Annotated in this window: 16 protein-coding genes and 1 tRNA gene; 6 read left to right on the top strand and 11 right to left on the bottom strand. The window is 47.6% G+C overall.

Going from position 1 to position 19053, the window contains the following annotated elements; all coding sequences use genetic code 11:
* Window positions 1-5: 5 nt before the first annotated feature.
* The 6 genes from V4534_00085 to V4534_00060 are packed head-to-tail and all read right to left on the bottom strand — an operon-like array spanning window position 6 to window position 9279.
* Window positions 6-839 carry a 4-hydroxythreonine-4-phosphate dehydrogenase PdxA gene (locus V4534_00085; GenBank protein MES2503258.1) on the bottom strand — a complete coding sequence of 278 codons (834 nt, stop codon included), beginning with the start codon at window positions 837-839 and terminating at the stop codon, window positions 6-8.
* On the bottom strand, window positions 836-3055 hold the full coding sequence (locus tag V4534_00080) for a BamA/TamA family outer membrane protein (protein MES2503257.1): 2220 nt from the start codon (window positions 3053-3055) through the stop codon (window positions 836-838). Before V4534_00080 ends, V4534_00085 begins: the two co-directional genes overlap by 4 nt.
* Window positions 3043-6636: a translocation/assembly module TamB domain-containing protein gene (locus V4534_00075; GenBank protein ID MES2503256.1), complete on the bottom strand. Its 3594-nt coding sequence runs from the start codon at window positions 6634-6636 to the stop codon at window positions 3043-3045. Before V4534_00075 ends, V4534_00080 begins: the two co-directional genes overlap by 13 nt.
* 54 nt (window positions 6637-6690) lie before the next feature.
* The gene (locus V4534_00070; protein MES2503255.1) at window positions 6691-7443 is read right to left on the bottom strand and encodes a hypothetical protein; all 753 of its coding nucleotides are present in this window, start codon (window positions 7441-7443) and stop codon (window positions 6691-6693) included.
* A complete protein-coding gene (locus tag V4534_00065) occupies window positions 7424-7930 on the bottom strand; it encodes a hypothetical protein (GenBank protein ID MES2503254.1) in 507 nt (168 codons plus the stop codon). The genes V4534_00070 and V4534_00065 overlap by 20 nt, the downstream gene beginning before the upstream one ends.
* Entirely contained in the window at window positions 7930-9279 is a 1350-nt protein-coding gene (locus V4534_00060; GenBank protein MES2503253.1) for a FliI/YscN family ATPase, read from the bottom strand. The genes V4534_00065 and V4534_00060 overlap by 1 nt, the downstream gene beginning before the upstream one ends.
* Window positions 9280-9291: 12 nt before the next feature.
* On the opposite strand from V4534_00060, the gene V4534_00055 reads away from it, so the two are divergent.
* The 4 genes from V4534_00055 to V4534_00040 are packed head-to-tail and all read left to right on the top strand — an operon-like array spanning window position 9292 to window position 14838.
* The gene (locus V4534_00055; protein ID MES2503252.1) at window positions 9292-10863 is read left to right on the top strand and encodes a phospho-sugar mutase; all 1572 of its coding nucleotides are present in this window, start codon (window positions 9292-9294) and stop codon (window positions 10861-10863) included.
* A gap of 3 nt (window positions 10864-10866) precedes the next feature.
* Window positions 10867-12081 (top strand): BamA/TamA family outer membrane protein, encoded by a 1215-nt coding sequence (locus V4534_00050; protein MES2503251.1) that lies wholly within the window; start codon window positions 10867-10869, stop codon window positions 12079-12081.
* Between the two features lie 17 nt (window positions 12082-12098).
* Entirely contained in the window at window positions 12099-14294 is a 2196-nt protein-coding gene (locus V4534_00045) for an AAA family ATPase (GenBank protein MES2503250.1), read from the top strand.
* Between the two features lie 46 nt (window positions 14295-14340).
* Window positions 14341-14838 (top strand): YbhB/YbcL family Raf kinase inhibitor-like protein, encoded by a 498-nt coding sequence (locus V4534_00040; protein ID MES2503249.1) that lies wholly within the window; start codon window positions 14341-14343, stop codon window positions 14836-14838.
* Here the strand turns inward: V4534_00040 and V4534_00035 are convergent.
* Entirely contained in the window at window positions 14835-15632 is a 798-nt protein-coding gene (locus tag V4534_00035; protein MES2503248.1) for an NAD(P)H-hydrate dehydratase, read from the bottom strand. The genes V4534_00040 and V4534_00035 overlap by 4 nt on opposite strands.
* Window positions 15633-15761: 129 nt before the next feature.
* Between V4534_00035 and V4534_00030 the strand changes: the two genes are divergently transcribed.
* Together V4534_00030 and V4534_00025 are read left to right on the top strand one after the other, a co-directional pair.
* A complete protein-coding gene (locus V4534_00030; GenBank protein ID MES2503247.1) occupies window positions 15762-16334 on the top strand; it encodes a pyridoxamine 5'-phosphate oxidase family protein in 573 nt (190 codons plus the stop codon).
* Between the two features lie 54 nt (window positions 16335-16388).
* Entirely contained in the window at window positions 16389-16709 is a 321-nt protein-coding gene (locus V4534_00025; GenBank protein MES2503246.1) for a hypothetical protein, read from the top strand.
* Here the strand turns inward: V4534_00025 and mvk are convergent.
* The 4 genes from mvk to tuf form a co-directional block, all read right to left on the bottom strand.
* Window positions 16706-17521, bottom strand: a complete 816-nt coding sequence (gene mvk, locus V4534_00020; protein ID MES2503245.1) for a mevalonate kinase — start codon at window positions 17519-17521, stop codon at window positions 16706-16708. The two genes, V4534_00025 and mvk, sit on opposite strands and share 4 nt — an antisense overlap.
* Window positions 17521-18648, bottom strand: a complete 1128-nt coding sequence (locus V4534_00015) for a hydroxymethylglutaryl-CoA reductase, degradative (GenBank protein ID MES2503244.1) — start codon at window positions 18646-18648, stop codon at window positions 17521-17523. Before V4534_00015 ends, mvk begins: the two co-directional genes overlap by 1 nt.
* Before the next feature lie 81 nt (window positions 18649-18729).
* A tRNA-Trp gene (locus tag V4534_00010) sits at window positions 18730-18805 on the bottom strand.
* A 90-nt stretch (window positions 18806-18895) separates the two neighbouring features.
* Window positions 18896-19053, bottom strand: a 158-nt coding sequence (gene tuf / locus V4534_00005) for an elongation factor Tu (protein MES2503243.1), incomplete at its 5' end; no start/stop codon positions are given.

Below are 19053 nucleotides of genomic sequence, written 5' to 3'. Positions count from 1 at the left end.
GCAAACTATAGACCGCTTTGCATGGATGTCAAAATTTCGACCGCCTTGATTAAGGAATCGGGATTCGCCCGGCCGGTGCCTACCAAATCTTCCGCTGTGCCATGCGCGGGGCTTGCTCGTAAGATCTTCAGACCGAAGGTTAGATTGGCCACCTTGCCTTTGCAATGAAGCTTGTAAGGGCCTAGGCCTTGATCGTGCATCATCGCCAAGACTGCATCGGTCTTGAATTGATGCATGCGGTAACCGAAAAATCCGTCGGCAGGTGTTGGGCCGACAACTTGGTAGCCTTCCTTTTGGAAGCGCTGGATAACGGGTTCAATCACCAGCTGTTCTTCATCGCCGATTAACCCGCCCTCGCCTGCGTGAGGGTTTAGGCCCAACACGGTGACATGAACCTGCTTTTCCGGCTTATTCAGCATTTTGGCTGCGCCTTCGATTAATCTTTGTAGTTTTTGACTGAGCAACTTTTCGGTTAGCAAGCTCGAGACTTCTCGAATGGGTGTGTGCACAGTGGCCAAGCCTAACAAGAAAGGCCCGCCGGCAAAGCACATTAGAGGCGGCGATGCATCTGCGGCCAAATGCGCATGCAAAAGTTCTGTCTGCCCGGGGTAGGATCGGCCATCAATATTTTCTAATATAGATTTGCGCACGGGGCCGGTCACCAGTGCGCCTATTTCGCCCAGTTTGGCTAACTCGATCGCGTGCAACAGCGCACCCTGAGGATCATGCTGATTGCCGCATAGGATAAATTCCGTACCAGCTGGGACGCGAGCCCTTTCCAGCGCCAGCGGAAATATCTCGGGCCCAATGCCCATGCCGAGCGTATACCCAACTCTCATATGGCGTTACCGATTGAAAAGTGCAGACCAAATAGGCTGATAAAGCTGTCTCTAGGAATGCGGCCCGCGTCAAAGATGCGCATACCGATATCGAGCATTAATGGTCCGATCGGCGTGTTGTAGCGAATGCCCATGCCAGTTCCTAGTGCCAGCTTTTGAAAATCAAAACTTTTTAGCTGCAGCATGAGCTCGCCTGTATCGATGAAGATGCCGCCTTCCAAATCACCGACAATGGGAAAGCGAAGTTCGTTACGGGCGTAGATCATGTAGCTGCCGCCCAAACTGACTAAATTCGTTTGCGTATCATCCACCGGGAAAATCTGATTATCTTGAAAGCCACGAACCGAGTTGGTGCCGCCTAAATAAAAGCGTTTGAACAATGGCACATACTCGCCAGCACCAACATTCCAAATCCCACCAGCTCTGACATTAAAAACCCACTTCAAGCGATTGACCAACGGAACATAGGTGGTCACACCCCCCACCAATTTCACGTAGGTAACTTTCGCAGACTCGGCATCCCCGATACCAAAGTCAGTATTAAGCTCCACCGTAAAACCCTTTTTCGGAAGCAAAGTGTTATCTCTACCGTCCCATAAAGAAAGCAATCGAACTGTACCTTGCCTGACAATCCCTTGGTCAAACCGGGTCGCGACATTCGCCATGCGGTTGCTTTGCCCACAGGTAGGACAATCGAAGTTCGCATACTCAAGTTCCAACTGCGGCGTTAGTCTTAACCTAGGCAAAACCTGAGAAAAGAATGATAAAGTCGATGATACGTTGTTAAGTACATAAGCTTGCTGCAACACCCGCTCAGCACTGACATCAATCGATGAATCCAAATCAAAGGGAATGCTCAGCATCTTAAGATACAAAAACCCCGCAGAAACCCGGCCGGCGATATAATTGGACGTCTGATTTTTCAGTGCAGCGCTCACCTGCGGCGAATACAAAACCGGCAGGTCATAAAATACAGCTGGATAGTTAACCTGCGCCCGAGTTCGAAAAGTAATGCCGAGGCCTAAGATATTACGGTGCTGCCAAATACCTGTCAGTCTGGGGCCGTCGACAAGTGATGCGCCCATCCCAAGCTCGAAAGTATTGCGGTCTCTTTCTTTCACGCTAATAATCAACGTAGAGCCATTTAAATCAATGCTGACATCGGAAAATAGATCTGTTTGCAAGATTCTAGAGCGCGACTCCGTGATCTTTTCCAAAGAGTACCAGTCGCCAGCCTTCAGCGTTAAGCGACGTCTGATCACCGGTGTTTTGGTAAGTTGGTTACCAACAATATCGATTTTTTCGATCTTAACGCGCTCGCCTAAGTTAATTTGATAATAAATTTCGTCGTTTCTAATATTGGTAACGATTTCAGCATTGGGATAACCTTGGTTCCAGAAATACTCTTCGATTTGGACGCGGAAATCTTCCACATTATCGTGATTCAGCGGATCCCCAACGTGGATTGGCGGGTTTTTAATCTTTGGAACCATGCCCTCAAAAACGATTTTGCTAATTCTGGTCTGCGGCCCTTCGATAATGCGGTACTGAAGATTTACCCAATGACCACCAATGATTTCGCTTTCTTTAGGCCCAAAAATTTGAACATCTAAAAAGCCATTATCCAAATAGAAGTCTTCTAAGAAATCTTTGGCTTTCAAAAACAAACTTTTATTATAAGGCAGCGCACCCGCTTCGAAGAACACAGGATCGGGCTGATTTTTACACCCAGGCGGCGGGGCAATGGTTGATTGGTTTCCAACAGGAATTATTTTGTCGCATTGAAACTTTCGGCGCGGATTTAAAATAGAACTGATTTCTTGGTGGTCGTAATCCATCCAACCAGGCTCCATAGGTTCGGCACGTGCAAATTCAATGACTTTTCGACGCAAGAGCTCGTCTGAGAAATAACTGCTACCAACAACAGTTATATTGCCAATAAGTATTTGTTCGCCTTCTTTGATGCGGCAAATAATCGTGTCCTTTCGCGGCTTTTCGAAATCGACTTGAGCATAAACAAAGCCTGCCTGTCGGTAGAGGCTTTGAAGTCGAACTCGCCACTGATCCAGTTGGCGAACGTCCACTTCTTTCTCGCCTATTTTGGATTGCATCCAAGATCTGATTGTCTCGGCACGAAATACCCTTGAGCCGACGACCTGAATCTCAGCGCTCCAAGCAGAAAGCGAGAATAGTATGAAAAAAATTAAAAATCCCATCGAACCCACAAATCCGCACCCGCATCACCGTAGTTAGTAATCCCTTCTGAATTCCATATCAAACGCCAGCGCCAGCGCCGGTTGATATACCGCTCAAGCTCCAGGCGCTTTTCACGATTACCTTCAGAGTTTTGCACCAGCGCACTTTGAAAGCGCAGACGCATGCCTTTGAACACCTGCATGCCTAAAACAACAGACGAGGTAACACCACCATTTTGGTTGTACAAAGTACCCAGGCGAAGTTCATCAACGGCGCCTCCCGGTAACGCTTTAATCACCTGATCGCCTAGACCTGAATACATAGAAAACGCCTCAAGGCCTGCGGTTCTTGCCACGCCTAAATTGTCTCTGTTATCCCTGCTCGTAAATCCAAAAGTGATGAGGCTCACCAAATCACTTTGCGGCAAACTTGGCCTGGAAGAATACGACAGCTTAGGCTTATTCAAAGGCCCCTGTGCCCTTACTGTTACGTCGTAATCCAAAATCTGTGTATTCGCCTCCAAATCGATGTAGGGCATTATCCTAAATGGATTATCGAAACTGGCCCGAGCTTTAAGTATTTGGTAATAGTTGTTTCGAAAATAAATTTCGCCTGAAGTCATGGTGAGCTCGCCCAATAGGCCAGGCGCATTGGAAGTGCCAATCAGCTTCACATTGCCGATTAATTCGCCATGCAAAGATTTGGTTTCAATCCGAACCGGGTTTTCTGCGCTTAATGCCAAGTCAAACTTAACAGCCTGCTTTCTAGCTCTTGACCTGGGGCCTTTAAACTCCGTGGGGTCGAGCTCTTTGGTAATTAACACGTCGGACAGTTTGATATCGCCCTCTAAAGTCGGTTCTTTAAAGGGGCCTTCCAACTTCAAATAGCCATTGGCCGTGCCGCTTAAAAAGTTGCCATAATAAATAGGCATCTTTTGCAAATCAATTCTTAAACTATCAAACGAAGAATTGTGAAAATTAGCAAGACCAAGCAGTTTAAATGAACCCTGGTCAGCGCTACCCCTTAAATCTGCCGTCGCACTGGTTCCGTTAAAATTAATAACGCCCTGAAGATCTTTAAGACCCGGCGGGTAATCCCGCAAAGATATATAAGAGCCTGGAGAAATAGTCGCTTTGCCGAAATAACCTGGGTTTTTAAGCGGGCCAAGAACTTTAATTTTCGCATCGAAGTTGCCATAAGCGCCTTCGATTCGGTCATCTAAATGCGTCAGCAGCCAGAGGTCGCCTTCGGTTTTCACCTCCAAGGCCATCTCCTGCGCGTTTACAACGCCACCAATTTCGATCCAGTCTCCATGAAGACTTTTAAAAATTTCCGGCGTAATCGTTAGGGCTTTGTTCTCGTATGCCACTTTAACCGTACGTGAAGCCACAAAGCGTAGCGTGCCAAGCTGGAAAACTGCGGGGAACAATTCAATCGATGCCTTGGAGCTGGCGAGCGATGTAAGCTCGCCCCGAGCATCTGCCCGAATGCCGGCTTGAACACCCGAATCTTCCAGCTCGGCTATTTTTGGAAACAATGTTTTTAGTGGGCCGTATGGAACCGAAATTTGTGCTTCGTAAGGCAACGTTTTTTCTAAATCGAGGCCGAAATGCACCGCAGCCTTGGCATCTTCAATAAGACCATCGGCCAAAAAACGATTATTTTGTATCAGCAAGCTGGCATTAACGCGGCCAACAGGTGTCTCGGCCAGCTTTAACAGGCCTGTGCCTTGTCTAGAGGCTTTATCATACTCGCCAGAAACAAATGCTTTGCCGACTTCCGAGTTAAGCTCCAACGCAATTAGATTGGCCTTATTCTCATCCGCGGTCAGCATGATCGTACCCGAATTGACCTGTTTGCCGAACAACTGGCCGCCGGGACCGATTTGCAGCGCCACCCGTCCCATCAAACCATCGAAATGACCAGCTGCCAAAGGCCCTCGAAGCTCGACCTCTCCTTGCAAGGGACCAAACCATTCAAAAGATGCCAACTGCGGGATAATAAATTTTCGTAAATCTTCAGCCTGGCCCTTTTTTAGCTCTGCGTTCATGCCAATGCGCAGGGGTTTGGCGTCAAAATCGAGGGATAAATTGCCCTCATACTCCAAAGACCTTTGCTTGGCCCGAATGTATCTAACACTGAGGATATTTTCCCTAAATTCTAACAGGCCACGAATATCGCCGAATTTAAAATCATCGAAACCAAAATCGTTTACATGAACGGGCCCTCTGATGACCAGGTGCTCATAGGGACCATCAATCGATATCCGTCCTTCACCGGTTCCAAAATATTGCCCATCAGCAATGCGATTTTTTAAAGTCGAAAAATCTATGCGATCGATTTCTCCCTCCAACCACATGCCGTGTCGATGGTCTAAATAGAGGTCGCAATTGATATCAAACTTGCTTTTGCCATCGGTAATCGAGGCATTTTTAAATTTGAAAGCGTGCTTATCGACAAACAGCCCCATATCGAACCGCATAGGATAGGCTGATTTTAATAACAGCTGCTTTCTATCATGAACAACCAATGAATCAGCCTTGCCAGATGCTTGGCCCGTCAGCGAAAACTCAGGTAGGATTTGCCCTTTTATTTTGGCATTCACATCCAAGTTAAGATCGACCCAAGATTTTTTGACGTTTAAATCGGATAATAATTCATAGAGCGAAACCTGGGCGCCATTTAACTCAGCAACAAAACGCAGCTGCTTGTCCAGGTATAAAATACCACCAACGCGAGGCTTTGCGCCGCCAAAGGATGCCTCGAGATTGCGAACTTCTAGCTGATGCTGATTGACATAGACTGGCCCTGCCAACGAGTGGATTCGAACATCATCAATGCGTATATCCTTTACAAGCGTCTGGCCTTCCATTTCCCAGCCACCTTCCCAAGACGGATACCGAATGTGGCCTTCTAGCTTAAAGTCCCCTTCCAAGGGAATTTTAAGATTTCTGAGTTCGGGAATTTTCTGAAGCGCGCCCGAAATTTCAAACTTCATAGCGGTGCGAAGACCAACGAATTTAAGATCTTCCAGGTGAATCACACCGTCGGTTTTAAGAGAAACTTCAGGCGTTTGCACCGACAGTTGATAAATATCAACTCGCTTAGGATGGATGCGCGCATGAGTCTGCAGATCCAAAATGGAAAAGACTTTATTTTTCCAATGTATCTCAGCCCGGCCGTTTAAGATAACCAGCTCACTCAAAGCAAAATTTAGCTTCAGCCCTGGTTGTTCAGACGAATTTGATTCAACTGTCGCAATCACTTCAGGAGTATCAATTTCCAGGCGACTAACCGGATTTCCTTCGCTGAAATATTGCCAAGGTGAAAGCCGTGCTTTGACAGACTTAGCCTGGATAAAAAGCTTAATATCTTTTTTTTCAAGCAAAAAGCCATCGACGCCAACGGTCAAAAAGCCCTGAATCGAAATTTTTCCTAGCTCCAGTCTAATGCCGTGATTGCGCCATAAGTTGCTACGCACTTCGGCCACAGCGACCCGAATAACTTCCGGGGTCTTACCAGCAACATACAAAATCCCACCCAGCAAAATCGCTAAGCATGTCAGAACAATATACCGACCTGTATGTTTTGGTTTAACCATGACTTGTGCCTAGGGTTTACTAGCTTTAGCGGGTGTTCGCAATCAATACTGCTCTCAAAGCTCTAAGCTTGAAAGCGTCAGACCCTTGCCCTGCAATCGCTGCTTCAAATCCCCTTCAGCTGCCCGAACGGTCTGCTTAGAGGCATAATTTAGACCGCTTAGCTTAAGCTTAATATTCTTGCCCTGAGCGGTTACTTGAATCTGGCCGCCATTTAAAACATCGGATTTAAGTTCAATGACAAATTGAGAGGCGCCCGTTTGATCAACACCTACATAGATTTTATCGACAATTTCGTTCAGTGCCCCAGGTGGCAAACTAACATTATGCGGGGCGGCGACTTGCTCAACGGACTGAGCGTTCAGGCCTATTTGTATCGCCTGCTGAAAAAAATCACCTTGCCCGCCAGTACCGGACTCGCCATTTTCTTGCTCTTGCTGCGACTTACGCTGTACCGCAATATCGAGCGCAACTTTGTCATTTTTCTTTTCGGCTTGCCTATCTGCATGAGCCGTTTGGGTGTCTTGCTTTTTCTGTGATTTTTGGGGCTTTTCTTCTTTCGTTTGAGCTGCACGGGTTGCGCCCAACTCCGAAGATTCGTTGCTTTCGGTAGTCGCGGGTTTTTCTGCTTCTTCGGCTGCTGCGTAGCGATTCAATATGTCGCCAGGATTGGTTTGTTTAGCTTTAGCGCCCGCTTGAATGCTGGTTTCTAAAGTCTGCTGAAACTCTACAGATTGCTTTTTTTGCGTCTCTCTGGCTCTAATTTGTAGTTGACGGGCAATTTGCTGGTTATCGATTCGGTTGGTCATCCTTAAGCTCCTTCAAATGCAGAGTATACCGAGACTGAGTGATGTCGTCGGCCTCTTCTTCCTCTTTTTTTTCCAGCTCTTTTTTCTGTCCCTTCGCCCACTTTTCTTTGTGCTTTTCCAGCACTTTGTAATCCTCAGTTGCTTTGGTCATGGCTTCTAGAGCTTCTTTGACACGAGCCTGGGCGGCCTGAACCACACGCTTTTGTTCTTCAATGGTCAATTTAAACAGCTCTTCTTTTTGCTCGAGCATCTCTAGGTGTCGATGGCCCATTTTGATGGCGTCGATTTTGAGACTGCCGCTGGAGAGGTTATCAAAGTACTCTTGACGTTTTTGCTCCCTTGCAGCCTTCATTGCTTTGAGTTCGTCTTCCATTTGATGCAGCTTTTTTTCAGCTTCGTTCAGCTTCTGCTTTTCCTTAGAGTAACTCTCTTCGCTTGCCTTCTTCGCTCGTTCGCGAATCTCAAACAAAGTTTGCAGGGGGTACATCAACCGAGGTCCTCAGCATCAGCAAACAAATCCGCGAGTTGCTGGACGGTCTTATCAAAAGGCGTGTTTTCATCAACTTTTTGCCTCAAAAAGCTTTCAGTCGCTTCGTATTTATCGATGGCATAATCGACCTTTGGATCGGTGCCATAGCTGTAGGCGCCCAGCAAAATCAAATCGCGATTTTTCTCGTAATTAGCCATGCTTTCGCGCAAATGCCCGGCCGCTTTTTGATGCTCCGGCGTCGTAATGCCAACCATCACGCGGCTTAAAGACGGCAACACGTCAATCGCGGGCCAATGATTTCTTTCGCCCAAGGCACGATTCAGCACAATGTGCCCGTCCAAAATACCACGTACTTCATCGGCGATTGGCTCTTCCATATCGCCTGCTTGCACTAAAACCGTATAAAGCGCTGTAATCGAACCCTTTTCGTTATTACCTGTGCGCTCCATAATACGGGGAATCAACGCAAACACGCTTGGTGGAAAACCTTGCCGTGCAGGCGGCTCGCCCAAAGCCAATCCGATTTCTCTTTGAGCTCTGGCAAATCGGGTCGCACTATCCATCATAAACAATACATCGCGGCCTTGGTCTCTAAACCATTCGGCAATCGCCGTTGCGACATAACAACTTTTAAGGCGAACCAGCGGCGGCGTATCCGACGTTGCGGCAATGACCACCGCGCGCTTTAGGCCTTCGGTGCCTAAAGAGTCATGAATAAATTCTAATACTTCACGGCCACGTTCACCTACCAAGCAAACGACTACAATTTCGGCCTCGGTATTACGAGCGATCTGCCCCATTAAAGTAGATTTACCCACACCCGAGCCTGCGAACAAACCCATACGCTGTCCGCGTCCAATGGTTAGCAAACCGTCAATGGCTCTGACGCCCATCGAAATGTGGCGATCAATTGGTTGCCGAGTATAGGGGTTTGGGCTTTCCCGATGGACAGACCAGTCAATTAATCCATCCACCTGGCTGAGCTTTTCGCCATCATCCATTGGCTCGCCAACGCCGTTTAATACTCTGCCCAGCAGGCCGTAGCCGCATTTAATTGAAAAAGGCTTTCCGGTGGGTATGACTTCGGAATCGGGGCCGATGCCTTCGAGTTCCCCAAGCGGCATCAGATAAACAATGCCTTCTTGAAATCCGACGACTTCCGTTTTGATAAGCGGCGCCTCTTCGTTTTGAGTGGTCACGTAGCACAAATCGCCGACACGAGAGTTCGGGACAGAAGCTTTAATGATCAAGCTTGTTGACTCTAAGACTTTTCCCCGCATTCGAAAAGGCTGAACCTTCTGAATTTGTTCAATCAAATGGTCGACATTGAGCATAAGGCTTGTCATAACACATCCGCAATGAAAAATCTCATTCAGCGGTACTTACAAGAAGAACCCGAGCTAGCCTATGCCGACGAAATCCGTCAGCTCCTAGAGCAGGATGCAAGCGATGAGCTCAGCTTAAGATTTGAAGGCCTCTGGCGATTTGGCACAGCCGGCTTCAGGGCAAAGATGGGCTCTGGAAGAATGCGGCTAAATCGGGTCTCTGTCGCAAAAATCGCCTACGCTGTAGCAAAATACCTGTCTGCAAACAGCAAAGTGGTAATTGGCTTTGACGGACGCCACCACAGCAATGACTACGCGATCCTGGTCGCTCAAATTTTAAACGCTGCTGGTCATGAAGCGTCGGTTTTTCAGAAAATGGTTCCTACGCCTATTTGTGCGTTTGCGGTCACTTACTTAAAAGCCAACGCAGGCATTATGATAACTGCCAGCCACAACCCTCCGGCAGATAACGGCATCAAAATCTACGGCGAAGATGGTGCACAACTGATCGCGCCTCATACGAACGCCATCGAAGCTGTCTTAGATAACGCCCCAGACTTCGGACAAATTACATTGAGCCAGGCAACGCCGAGCGCTGTGCCCGAATCAGTCATTGACGCTTATTTCGCGTCCTTACCCACTCGAGGCAGTGCTCCAACCACTGCTAAAATCGTCTACACGCCCATGCATGGGGTCGGCGGCGATTTCGCTACGCGCGCGCTGGAAAGCGCGGGTTTTCACAACGTTCATATGGTCGCTTCTCAGGCAAAGCCAGATGGCAACTTTCCAACCGTTGAATTTCCAAACCCTGAGGAACCTGGCGCTTTAAACGAGGCTTTAGCGGCGCTAAACGCGACGCAAGCGGATTTAATCTTAGCCAATGACCCGGACGCTGATCGCTTAGCCGTATGCATTGGCCAAACGGCTCTGACCGGCAACCAAATCGGGGTCTTGCTTGGGAGCTATCTCATCGAAAATAGACAGCCCTCAGATAAACAGCCTTTGGTTATGAGCACGGTGGTGTCGTCCCGCATGCTGTCGAAGATTGCAGCTAAAAACGGCGTTAGCTACGCAGAGACCATCACAGGCTTTGCCAATATCGCGCATCAAGCTTTAGAGAGAGAAGCGAGCTTGAACGAAGCGTTTCTATTTGGCTATGAAGAAGCGTTGGGTTACTGCGTGGGCAATCATGTGCGAGATAAAGACGGCATCTCTGCGGCAGTCGCTTTCGCTCAACTATTTTCCGAATTAGCCTGGCAAAATAAAACCGTTTTCGATGAGTTAGACCGGCTCTCCCTAACTTACGGACTTCATCGATCGCTTGCCTGGTCGTGTAGGGGTGAGCTTAAAACCATCTTAGCTCGCTCAGAGAACATCCAAGGGTTCGAAAAGCAGACGGCAGCTCATCCGGGCCTACTCATTTATAGCGGGAATCATGACCTGAGATTAATTGTTAGACCCAGTGGAACCGAGCCAAAAATCAAATTCTATGCCGAAGTCATCGCCTATCCAAAAACACCGCGCGAGCTATCTGACATGACTTTAGAACTTGATGCATTTTTGAAAACTGTTCAAGACCAAGTAAACCTCGCTCTGCAAGGCTAACCCATGACAAAAATAGTCCTACTGCTCTTTTTATGCGCCTCTCTTTTCGCTCAAGATGAGGGCACCATGCCAGGAGCAGCAAAGACGGAACCGGGCGAGCCAAAAAATGATTATGGTTATGTCGGCATTCCAGTCGTTGGTTACGCATCCGGCTTTGGTACAGGCTTTGGCGCGGTAGGTTCTTTTTATCGAAAAGAAGCCGATATTAGTCCCTATAAATATGAAATCGACGGACAGATCTATTTCATGACCAGCGGTATGCAATCGCATCGCCTGCGCTTTGACTATTTAGATGTTTTGGACATGCCGCTTCGAATTCGTTCTCTGGCTGGCCTTTTAGTGATGCCGAATGAAAACTATTGCGGCCAAGGCATGCGTGCCAATTGCGCTGTTTTGAATGCCAATCCCAATTATTATCTCACACGGTACTGGGAAGCATTCGGCACCATCGATGGCAGGTGGCGCCTTCGGCCCATGCCTCACAAGGTCGAGATTATCGCTTCTTGGCGCGGCAGTTTCTATCAACAAGGCACTTTCAGTGAAAAAGGCGCCTATGCAGACAGCCTATACGAAAAAGATTTTGGTTCAAACGACGGCAGTGGCTTTGCCAGTGTTTTGGAAGCGGGAATCCTGATCGATAACCGAGATTTTGAGCCTTCGCCCACTTCTGGCTATTGGTTGGAAGCCACCATGCGAGAAGCCTCACCTTTTTGGGGAAGCAGCTGGAGCTATTTAGGCGTTAATTTAAGTCTACGAGGCTATGTGCCGTTAATTCCAAATAAGCGTCTAGTGCTCGCCAGCCAAATCATTTTCGACGCGATGGCCGGCAAAGCGCCTTTGCAAGAAATTGTTCGAGTGGGCGGGACCACGCGATACTACAATACTTTCGGTGGCCAAGATGTTGGCAGAGGCCTTAGAGAGCAATACTTCCCAGGGCGTCTGAAAGCTTACAAGCAATTTGAGCTGCGTTATAACTTCGTCAACTTTAAGCTCTGGAAATGGGACTTTGACTTAGCCGCTGCTTCGTTTGCAGACTTAGGTCTGGTCGCATGGGACAGGAGCACCTTGGATCAAGAACCCTTCGAGCCATCGCTTGGTTTCGGCGGCGGCCTTCGCATCATGTGGGACAAAGCAGTCGTATTAAGATTTGACGTCGGCACAAGTCCTATTGAGCAATACTCTCCTCGATTCTATTTTGTCATTGGCAACGTATTTTAATGTAGCCTTGTCAAAAGATGGTCAACGGGATAGTTTCGTTGCTAATGATATTAATAAATAGGATAGTTTCCACTAGAACGCCATGGCTAGCCCTTTTAATTTGGGTATTCACGCAAGCAAACGTCGACGCTCAGACATCGATGCGCTCTACCCGGCTACCGATCGGCCAAGCAGACTTTAAAAGTGTCGTGGATAGCGATCGAAAATTTGTCGACAAAACTTTATTAATCAAAGCTATTATAGAAAACCCAGCAACAGCCATTTTAATCACGCGGCCGAGGCGATGGGGAAAGACATTAAATCTGAGCATGTTGAGGTATTTTTTTGGCGTTACTGTAGATGCTAAAGGCAACAGCTTAGACGAAAATCTGAATCGAGAACTCTTTAAAGATTTAAATATCTTCAAGGCGACGACACGCGTTAAGGATCATGAAGTCAGCATCATGGACCATTTTCAAGGAAAATATCCCATCGTATACCTGTCGTTCAAAGACGGAAAAGGGAAAACTCTGACAGAAATGAAAATGAAAGTAGGTAGGGAGATTTATAATCTTTATAAAAACCACGCCTATCTAAAAGAAAGCCAACGGTTAGATGAAGAGAGCCGCAAAGTTTTTTCAGGCCTATTGGACTCCTATTTCCGATTTTCCCAAGCAGATATCGATCAAGAATGGCTCAAAGCCGTTGACCTGTCCGCCTCTCTACAAGTGCTCATCGAGTACCTACATAGACACCATGATAAAAAAGTTTACGTTTTGATTGATGAATATGACGCCCTTTTGAATGATCTCATAGGCGACCAACTCTTTAAGGAAGCCATAGCATTTATGCGCAGCATGCTGAGCCCAGCGCTGAAGGATAATGAGCACCTAGAGAAAGCTGTCGTTACTGGTATTTTACGAATAGCGAAATCCAACATGTTTTCTGGCCTCAATAACTTTGAGGAGGACAATCTTCTAACAAGCACTTTATCTAAATATTATGGTTTTACTGAAACAGAAGTAACAGATTTATTAAAACCTTTTGTCTCTGACACAGAGTTGCAGGACGTTAAATCTTGGTACAACGGTTATTTGATTGGAGGAGAAACGATATATAACCCTTGGTCGGTAATCAAGTATGTCAGCACACGAAAACTCGACCCCTATTGGGTCGCCACAAGCACCGACCAGACATCTTTTGTAGATCGCCTAATGATTGATGATCGAATACAGGAGGACCTGGAGAGGCTGCGCTCGGGTAAATTGATTACCAAAGTGATTAATAAAGAGTTAACTGCAGACGATCAATTGGATAAACCTGACGCCATATGGCCTTTACTATTTAATTCGGGGTACCTCACCTTGGTGAAAAATTCCCCTGATAGCACCAGTGTGCCGCGTACAAATGATCTTGAAATCCCAAACTTTGAGGTAAATCATACCTTTATTGAATTTTTCGATCGTTGGCTTCAAAAGGAAAACTATCCTAGGCAAGAGCAGATCGGTCTTGCTAAAATACTCGTCGATGCCATCTCAAACGACAACGATGAAGCGGTGCAAAAAGCGCTCAAGCTTTTTAGGTTTAATTCCACCGAAAAATGGAACTATACACCTCTGCACGTTGCAGCCTTAACTGCGAATGCATTCAGTTTCAAAGAACTCAATAACAGGTTCCCTCACATGCTGGATCAAAGAACAAACGAGCGTCAAAATCTGGCAGATTTTGCGGTTCTCGGTAAACAACCTTTACCTGATGGGATCAATCAAGAGCCGACCTTTGAGCAACCGGGACTCACGTCTTGGCTTTGCACTACCTATTACCAAGCAGCATGTTTGGCAGCGGGTGGGAGTTGTCTTAAAATAGCTTTGGATTGGTTGCTCAAGCGCCAACTAACCAGGCTGTGGAGTGAGTTAGAGGCCGTGGCAACTGCGACAGCTATTGGTGTATTAAATGAAATTAAGGGGTTGGCTTGGGCTTCTACATGCGGTGCTGCCCGTAAATATGCCGAAATAAATTCGAGCAATCCGACTGGGGACTTTACTTTCCTCCAACTACAAAAATATGTTCTGGAAAATCGCAATTCATATGTGTCCGTAAATGGCTGCAAAAAAGATTATAGGTCGGTCGTAGAGGTATTTAAGCCGCTATTTGATTATAGATTGCCAAGAAAAGTGGGACTAACCTTTACTTTGTGCGAGCCAATAAAGGATTCTTCAGGCCCCGAGCTATAAAAACCGCGAGATGCGATTTTTGCCGAATTTATGTTATCCTGCAAGCATGTTGAAAATCATTCTTCTTCTCAGCTTGTCATCGGTGCTCTTCGCAAAAGAAAAGCTAAAAATCACCAGCTCAGTCTTTGTAGATGGTGGCGATATCCCACAGGAATATACCTGCGACGGTGTCAATATGATGCCCGCGCTGGAGTGGCACAATGCGCCGGCAAAAGCCAAATCGTTGGCACTGATTATGGACGATCCAGATGCAACTTCCGGTACTTTTGCGCATTGGGTAGTTTGGAACATTAAAAGCAGCTCAAAATCCTCAGCCGAATTATTTACTGCCCGTCAAGGCAGAAATAGCGGGGACAAAAAAGGCTACATCGGCCCATGCCCACCCAGCGGTAAACATCGCTATTTTTTCAAGATCTATGCGCTGGATAAGAAGATTAACTTAAAAGATACTGCTGGCAAAGCGGCGCTCGAAAAGGCTATGAAAGGTCATATTCTTGAAGAAGCTCAACTCATCGGGATGTACGAAAAAAAGAAAGCACTTTAGCCTTGCATGAGCGCGACGGGTAATTGATCAGCGATCTCGCTGGCAAAATGTCCTCGCGGACTTTTAGCGCTTAGCATGCGCCCTGCTGCAAAATGGGCTACTACCCCAATGCGCGCGCAGTCAAAAGCGTCATCGGCTCGACCCCACAGACCCGCGATGGCGCCGCCCAGAACATCGCCACTGCCTCCGACAGCTAGAGCAGGGCAATCGCCTTCACAGATATGTCTGCGGTCACCATCCGCGACCATCGTGTTGGCCCCTTTTAACACCCAAATTACTTTTACTGGTAAGCGATTCGATATTTCCAAAAGCCTATTCAGTGCACCCACACGGTCCTGCTGAATCACTTCTGCAGAAACGCCCAGCAACCTACCCGCCTCGCCAGGATGCGGCGTGGCAATAATAATAGAGTCGCTTTTATCATCAGCCGTCAGCTCGGATAGCAACTCCAGTGCACCTGCATCCAAAATCATAGGCACGTTCTGGTGAAGCGCTGCTTTGAAAATCGTAGAAGCCAAAACCATCTTGTCCCGGCTCGCCAACCCAGGACCCATGACCACGATAGAAAATCCCGTCAAATCCGTGTCAAACGCCGTCCGTTTCATGAACTCAGGCATATCACCCGGCACGTTATGTAAAGGATCCGCAACCAGAAGCGTCACAAGCCCCGCCCCTGCTCTAAGTGCAGCATAAGCCGCCATCCGAGACGCGCCCCGCTTTTCAATACTGCCTTCGAAAATAGCAACGTGCGGAAAACTACCTTTATGGACATTTGAAGCAATAGATTTTAACATGACGATGATATAACATATTCGTTTACGTTGTCATCCTGGTGCTAATTCTGCCAACGACGATGAGAGGTGCCTGGGTCATCGCGCCCTCCTCCATTCCCAGCCCTGAAGGGGCGACATATAACGTATGAAATGTACGAGACGTTACAACAATGGTTAGAGCAAGAAAAAGATATGGGTGCCCCAAACCCGATGCATGCTGTTTTAGCCACTGCCTATGAAAATGAACCGCATAGTCGTGTAGTGGCCCTCAGAAACATCACCGATGACGAAGGCATATTATTTTTCACGCAAAGCGGTACGCAGAAAGTTCAAGACATGAAATCCAATCCACAGGCCTCTATGACATTCTGGCTAGGGTTAAGCATGCGCCAAGCTGTTTTAAGCGGACATATTCAACCGTTGTCGCAGGAAGAAAATGTCTCTTATTGGCAAAGCTATCCTAAGTGGGCACAGTTGAGGTTCCTCGCTTACGCACCGACTTCAGGTCAGCCAATAAAAACAAAACTAACTCTCGAAAAAGCGCGCGCAGCTTTAGAAGCAAAATTTCAAACAAGCGATGTTCCTTACAGCGAACACTACCTTGGATTCAGATTCATACCCTCAAAATGCGTCTTTTATAGATATCGCAGCGATGAGCTCTCGGACGTCATCAAATACACACGTCAAGGCACCAGGTGGCAAACACAGATTCTATCTCCCTAATATCGGAATAATAACCCGCCTAACTAGGTTACAAGTTGTTTGGGAGATTAAACAATGAAATTCTTAAGTCTGATTGCTCTGCTAATTTTCGGACAAAGCATATTGGCTGTGATTGACCCCTCCGCCCCAGTCGGTTGGAGGCTGAGAGAAGTTGATCAAGATATGACCTGGTACGAATTTGATGGAGAGGGCCCCATCTCTATGTTTCGAGCAACTCGTTTCCCCAACAATCAGATCCAGATTGCCGTTGGCTCTACAAACCCCGAACGTCTGCGACAGCAAATCGTATCAACAAGGTTATTAACGACAATGTTGCAGGAAATTGACTTACCTCAGGAAATTAAAAACCACGTATTAAGCAAATTCGCTCGTTAAACTAAAGCAATCACACAGCCGCCGCCGCCAGCGCCGGTAAGTTTGGCGCCAAGGGCGCCCTTTTGGCGTGCTTGCTCACAAAGTGCGTCCAATTCGGGCGTCGAAACGCCTAAAGATTTAAGCAGTGCGTGGTTTTGATTCATAAGCAAACCAACTTGCTTTAAATCGCCGATCTTGATTGCCTTGCGCATCGCGTAGGTAAGGGCTTCGATTTCTTCAAAAATGCTTCGAACACGCATTGGTTCCGCTTCATAGAAATCTCGGACGGATTGGACCGCTTTCAAAGTCCCTCGATGTGGGCTGCCCATGAGGATTTCAAATTTCAACGGCTTCGCACTTAGCACAGGCTCTAGTTTGCCCTTTTGAAACCAAATAAGGCCTTCATGGGCAATGGTCGTATGATCGACGCCAGAGGGGTTGCCGTGAAAAATCTTTTCGAGGTCCATCGCCATTGCAGCGACTTCCCCCGAAGTTCTCGTTTCTTCGTAAAAATCTAAAACAGACCGTATCAACGCAACCGATAAAGCAGCCGACGAGCCAAGGCCGCAGCCACCTGGCACATTGCTTTCAATATCGAAAGACAGCTTTTGCACCCGATCGCCCAACAAAACCGTCAAACGCGCCAGCACTTGGTCAAAAATTTCACCACCTGAGCTCAATGCGGGTTGTAAAAAATGGAACGTCGCTTTTTTGCCGAAGCTCTGGCTTGCTCTGACGGAAACTTCTTTATTGATCGTCTGCGCAATGGCTGGATAACCATAGACGACCGCATGCTCCCCAGCGAGGATGATTTTTCCGAACGCATTTGCCATCAAAGTTGCTTTCTATTATGCAGAGCCATATGGCCCTTTTGAATTCCTTCAGCTGCTAAGGCTCGCATAGCAGCCATGTTTTGGGCTAAACCCACCGCAGCTACGACGCCTGCTAGGGCCTTAGCACTTTTGCCGAAATTTCCCAACAACTGTAAACAACTTTTTACGGTAGGATGGACATTGGTAACGCCACCGACAACGCCCAATGCCATGGGGAGTTCAATGCTGGCAAACAAATAGTCTTCCCGCATTTCGTAATGAGTGAGCGGCCCGTAGCCGCCCGGACGTGTACCGGCATAAGCGTGAGCGCCAGCCTCCACCGCACGCCAATCATTACCTGTGGCTATCACCACGGCGCCGATGCCATTCATGACGCCCTTGTTGTGGGTACAGGCACGGTAAGGATCGAGTTTAGCAAATTCATAACCATCAATCATGCGCTGAGCGACTTTGCGACCCTGGTCGTGGGTTTTGTCATCCGCGAGGGCTTGATAGCCAATTTCGCAAGACGCTCTGGCTAATCTTTGGTCAGATAGGTTTGACAGGATTTTAAATCCGACTTGCGCGCCAGTCAGCAGCTCTATTTCAGGAGCCAAGGCTTCAAGCACTGTGTTGATCAAATTTGCGCCCATAGCATCACGACAGTCGATGGAGATTTCGACAACGGCCATGCGGGAGTTGAGATTTTTTAGGCCGATTTTGCGACAACCGCCGCCCCGGGTCTTAAGACCTGGGCAGTGCTGATTTCCCAGTTCGATTAAGCGTTCTTGATGTTCTATTAGAACTTGGGCCACATGGTCCCAATCCGATGCGTTCAGCAATTGAATTTGGCCCATCATGATGGGTTCATCAACAGCAATTTTAAAGCCGCCTCTAAAAGAGGCTAATTTGGCCATACGACTGGCGGCAGCAATCACCGATGGTTCCTCGATAGCCATCGGGATCCAGAGAGGCTCTCCCTCGATCACAAAATGGCAAGCGATGCCTAGAGGAAGCGAAAAGGTACCAATGGCGTTTTCGATCATCTGATCAGCGGTTTCAAACTCAAGCCCGCCGGTAAAGGAGACATCTAGGCGAGCTTGGCGCTCAGCAATAGGCAGGGCGTAGAAACCTGAAAAATCTGGCATGCGGCTCACAATACCGGCACTGTCCTTCGATAGCAAAATAAAAAAAGCCCTCAGAGGGCTTTAAAAAAGACTTTCTATATTTGGCAGGCCGCAAGGGACTTGAACCCCTAACCATCGGTTTTGGAAACCGATACTCTACCAATTGAGCTAGCGACCTAAAACCTCGCTGTCATCCCGGGCGTAGACCCGGGATCCAGTTTTGCACGAGGCTGGATCCCGCATTAAGTGCGGGATGACAGCCAAGAAACTATTCTAGGATTTCAGACACCACACCGGCGCCCACTGTATGACCACCTTCACGGATAGCAAAGCGTAGTTCTTTGTCCATCGCGATCGGGGTAATCAAATCCACAACGATGGTGACGTTATCACCTGGCATCACCATTTCTGAGCCTTCTGGCAAAG

The sequence above is a fragment of the Myxococcota bacterium genome, assembly GCA_040387835.1.
GTDB lineage: Bacteria > Myxococcota > UBA727 > UBA727 > JABDBI01 > JAZKCZ01.
This window is presented reverse-complemented; position numbering and strand designations above follow the sequence as displayed.

Bases quoted from the DNA above. Each gene is read 5' to 3' on its own strand.
- V4534_00055 (MES2503252.1), top strand. From the start codon at position 9,292: ATGAAAAATCTCATTCAGCGGTACTTACAAGAAGAACCCGAGCTAGCC.
- V4534_00015 (MES2503244.1), bottom strand. From the start codon at position 18,648: ATGCCAGATTTTTCAGGTTTCTACGCCCTGCCTATTGCTGAGCGCCAA.
- V4534_00025 (MES2503246.1), top strand. From the start codon at position 16,389: ATGAAATTCTTAAGTCTGATTGCTCTGCTAATTTTCGGACAAAGCATA.
- V4534_00060 (MES2503253.1), bottom strand. From the start codon at position 9,279: ATGACAAGCCTTATGCTCAATGTCGACCATTTGATTGAACAAATTCAG.
- V4534_00085 (MES2503258.1), bottom strand. From the start codon at position 839: ATGAGAGTTGGGTATACGCTCGGCATGGGCATTGGGCCCGAGATATTT.
- V4534_00040 (MES2503249.1), top strand. From the start codon at position 14,341: ATGTTGAAAATCATTCTTCTTCTCAGCTTGTCATCGGTGCTCTTCGCA.
- V4534_00070 (MES2503255.1), bottom strand. From the start codon at position 7,443: ATGACCAACCGAATCGATAACCAGCAAATTGCCCGTCAACTACAAATT.
- V4534_00045 (MES2503250.1), top strand. From the start codon at position 12,099: ATGGTCAACGGGATAGTTTCGTTGCTAATGATATTAATAAATAGGATA.
- mvk (MES2503245.1), bottom strand. From the start codon at position 17,521: ATGGCAAATGCGTTCGGAAAAATCATCCTCGCTGGGGAGCATGCGGTC.
- V4534_00050 (MES2503251.1), top strand. From the start codon at position 10,867: ATGACAAAAATAGTCCTACTGCTCTTTTTATGCGCCTCTCTTTTCGCT.
- V4534_00035 (MES2503248.1), bottom strand. From the start codon at position 15,632: ATGTTAAAATCTATTGCTTCAAATGTCCATAAAGGTAGTTTTCCGCAC.
- V4534_00030 (MES2503247.1), top strand. From the start codon at position 15,762: ATGTACGAGACGTTACAACAATGGTTAGAGCAAGAAAAAGATATGGGT.
- V4534_00075 (MES2503256.1), bottom strand. From the start codon at position 6,636: ATGGTTAAACCAAAACATACAGGTCGGTATATTGTTCTGACATGCTTA.
- V4534_00080 (MES2503257.1), bottom strand. From the start codon at position 3,055: ATGGGATTTTTAATTTTTTTCATACTATTCTCGCTTTCTGCTTGGAGC.
- V4534_00065 (MES2503254.1), bottom strand. From the start codon at position 7,930: ATGTACCCCCTGCAAACTTTGTTTGAGATTCGCGAACGAGCGAAGAAG.